We start from the raw sequence: 3,406 nt of genomic DNA, 5'->3' as shown, positions 1-3,406 counted from the left end.
GATCCCATATATCACAACACTGGCAGTTTCCGGGCGTGTGCAGGGGGCGGATGGAGGAAAAATCGGAGGAAATTCAGATAGAACATCTGGAGGGGAAAGTCAGACGGATGGTCGGCACATCCTTCTGGATCGGGAGGATGGCGGCCGGATGGCGGCCGCAACAACGGAACCGGGTATGCTGTCCCACTGGAAGAATATCTGATCGGTCTGACTGCAGTGCAGATTCCGGACGGCTATCCGAAGGAGGCAGTCAAGGCACAGGCAATTCTGGCGCGGACAGCGCTGTACCGGGAGATGGACGGGGCAGATTCGATCGAGGAATCGGCGCTAGATATGGATTATCTGGAGCCGGAGCAGATCGAGAGCCGGTTTGAGGCGGCTGGAATGCCGGAATATTACCAGACGATCTGTGGGGCGGTGCGGGAGAGCGCAGGACAGACGGCGATCTGGGCTGGGGATTATATTGAGCCGCTGTTTCATGCAGTGAGCGCGGGGCGGACGCGCGAAGGGGATGAGGCGCATCCGTATCTGGCGTCGGTTGCGGCAAAGGAGGACGAGGGCGCTGGCGGCTACCTGACGCGGCAGGGCATGACACGGGAAGAACTGAAAAAACGTCTGGAAGAAGGACTGAATGCATTGGGAGAACACCCGGATCTGGAAAATCTGGAAGAAGATCGGATTCTGGAGGAGATTCAGATCGTGAAACGGGACAGCGCCGGTTATGTGGAAACCGTGCAGATTGGGGCGGAGACATACAGCGGGGACGCGGTGCGCTATGCGTTAGGCGTGCCGTCGCCAGCTTTTTCCCTCGAGGAAGACGGGGACGAAATCCGCTGTGTTACTTATGGGCGCGGGCATGGTTACGGGTTGTCGCAGTACGGGGCGGGACTCATGGCGGAGAATGGGAGCAGCGCGGAAGAAATTTTAAAGCATTATTTTAAAAATATTCAAATCGTTTCTGAATAAAACGATTCACTTCGGCAAGACTAATACCGAGGTGATAAACGTGAAAAATAAAGTAAGACAGTTATTCAGGGACAAACTTGTTCTGGTAATGACAGTGCTTGGTCTGCTGACAATCGTAGCCGCAGCAGGAACCGTAAAAATTCGAAAAGATAATGCGCAGGATGGAAAAAATCCGTATCTGGATGTGCCGCAGACGGAGGGAATCCTGGCGGAAGAGATGCCGCAGAACCGTTTAGAAGAAAACGACGGACAGGCGGAAACACGCGCACAGGTGGCAGGAAGTTCGGACGCCTCGTATTCGGTCAATAACCGGGATGAAGCCGATCAGAAGCCGATGGAGGAGGAAAAAGAGAGCAGTCTGGGAGCCGGAGCAGCTGCCGCACGCGCTCTTTCCTACAATGGAACCGATCGTTTAAGCTGGCCGGTCCAGGGCAATGTAATTCTCGATTACAGCATGGATTCGACCATCTATTTTCCGACGCTCGATCAATACAAATGCAATCCGGCACTCATTATCCAGGGCGATGTGAGTGAGCCGGTCGCCGCACCCGCCGAGGCGCAGGTAACCGAAGTCGGTTCTAATGAGGAGATCGGCAATTATGTTGTGCTGGATCTGGGAAGCGGCTACACGGCGGTCTGTGGACAGCTCAAAGACGTTCAGGTGGCGCAGAAGCAGTATGTGGCAAAAGATACGATACTCGGATATGTGGCGGAGCCGACCAAATACTATTCGATTGAGGGAAATAACGTATATTTCGAGCTGATGCACGACGGAGAACCGGTGGATGCGCTGGATTATCTGGAATGACAGGCTGAAATGCTGTTTATGATGCGCCTTGCAGTCTGGTTCTGGCTGTGGCAGAAATTGGAAATGAAGGGATAAGTTTGTGTTTTGTGACAGGTGGTTTTGAAACAGAAAGCTGCTGTATGAAAACATGAAGACAGGGAATTTTGTTGATTTGAAGCAAGGCGGGCAGCTAATTTGCTCTGCCTTGTTTTTCTGCCAATATTTGATATACTATAGATAAAGTACGAATATTTTCAAAGACCAAAGGCTGTCAATGTAGGTTATAAATAAAAGTTACTATAAATTGAACGATTTAATAAGGAGGACAAAGATGGAACAGGAACTGCTGAAGAATAATTTTGAGCGTCACGGATTTAAAACGAGTTTCTTTGATACAAAGGAGGCTGCGTTGGACTATCTGAAAGATCAGATTTCCGGGAAAAAAGTTGCGATAGGCGGAAGCGTGACGGCACAGGAGATGGGACTTTATGAAGCACTTTCCGAGAAAAATGAGGTGATCTGGCACTGGAAAAAGGTGGGGCGCGAGACGCTTGTGGAAGCGAGAAGTGCCGAGGTGTACATAACCAGCGCCAATGGTGTTTCCAAAACCGGAGAACTGGTCAATATCGATGGAACCGGAAACCGCGTGTCGCAGACCTTATTCGGACCGGAAAAAGTATATTTTGTCATTGGAAACAATAAAGTTTGTCCGGATTTGACATCTGCGATGGAACGTGCAAAACAGATCGCAGCACCGAAGAACGCAGCCCGTCTGCAGGTCCAGACCCCGTGTGCGAAAACGGGCGTCTGCGTAGACTGCAACAGCCCGGCACGGATTTGCCATTCGATCGTGATCCTGGAGCGTCCGAGTAATGGGATGGAAGTAGAGGTTGTGTTTGTGGATGAGGAGATGGGTTATTAGGAGCGGAATATAGTTACTGGTCACGGGTATGAACAGTACCGATTATAGAAAAATTTGATGGAAAAATAAGGATTTCTTTATATCTTTTTTGGACGGATTTGGTATAATCAAGAAGAACGAAGGCAGATTTGAACGAAAATATACAAAATCTACAGATACGTATGGGGGACGTATGGGGAAAGATGAAAGGAGAACAGGTAAACCATGAATATATTATTTTTTCTGACACCGAAAAGTGAAGTCATTTATGTGAATGAGGAGGACACGGTTGGGCAGGCAATGGATACGATGGAAAAGTACAAGTATTCTGCGGTGCCGATCATCACGAAGGCAGGGCGTTACGCAGGGACATTAACCGAGGGCGACCTGCTGTGGGGACTCAAAAATAAGACAGATCTGGTGCAGAAAGGACTGGAAAAAGTGCGGATCACTGAGATTCCACGCCGTTCCGATAATCAGCCGGTACTTGTCAATGCGGATATGGAAGATCTTCTGGGAAAGATCATGAACCAGAATTTCGTGCCGGTGCTGGATGATCAGAAAAATTTTATCGGTATTATTACCAGAAAAGATGTTATCAGTTACCTTTGTAAAAAATAGTACATAATGATCGCTCTGTTTTTCAGCGGCGATCGCATTTATATATTTCCTGCATAAGATAAAGTATAATTGCTTTTGTAGGAGAATGAAATATGAATGGTTATCAGGATAACTCCAGCCGGAAAAATGCC

Annotated in this window: 5 protein-coding genes; all 5 read left to right on the top strand. The window is 48.9% G+C overall.

Annotation, left to right across the window (positions count from 1 at the left end):
* On the top strand, positions 1-202 hold a 202-nt coding region (locus QVO97_RS09670; protein ID WP_288189561.1), incomplete at its 5' end, for a hypothetical protein.
* Between the two features lie 14 nt (positions 203-216).
* Positions 217-966 carry a SpoIID/LytB domain-containing protein gene (locus QVO97_RS09665; RefSeq protein WP_022360127.1) on the top strand — a complete coding sequence of 250 codons (750 nt, stop codon included), beginning with the start codon at positions 217-219 and terminating at the stop codon, positions 964-966.
* Positions 967-1,006: 40 nt separating this feature from the next.
* A complete protein-coding gene (locus QVO97_RS09660) occupies positions 1,007-1,774 on the top strand; it encodes a M23 family metallopeptidase (RefSeq protein WP_022360126.1) in 768 nt (255 codons plus the stop codon).
* A 310-nt stretch (positions 1,775-2,084) separates the two neighbouring features.
* Entirely contained in the window at positions 2,085-2,675 is a 591-nt protein-coding gene (locus QVO97_RS09655) for a lactate utilization protein (RefSeq protein ID WP_022360125.1), read from the top strand.
* A gap of 204 nt (positions 2,676-2,879) precedes the next feature.
* Positions 2,880-3,275, top strand: coding sequence for a CBS domain-containing protein (locus QVO97_RS09650; RefSeq protein ID WP_022360124.1), 396 nt, complete (start codon positions 2,880-2,882; stop codon positions 3,273-3,275).
* The last annotated feature ends 131 nt before the right edge of the window (positions 3,276-3,406 follow it).

Source organism: Clostridium sp. CAG:43 (assembly GCF_000434655.1).
Taxonomy (GTDB): Bacteria; Bacillota; Clostridia; order Lachnospirales; family Lachnospiraceae; genus Otoolea; species Otoolea fessa.
Note: the sequence above shows the minus strand (reverse complement) of the source record. Positions and strands in the feature narration are given on the sequence as shown.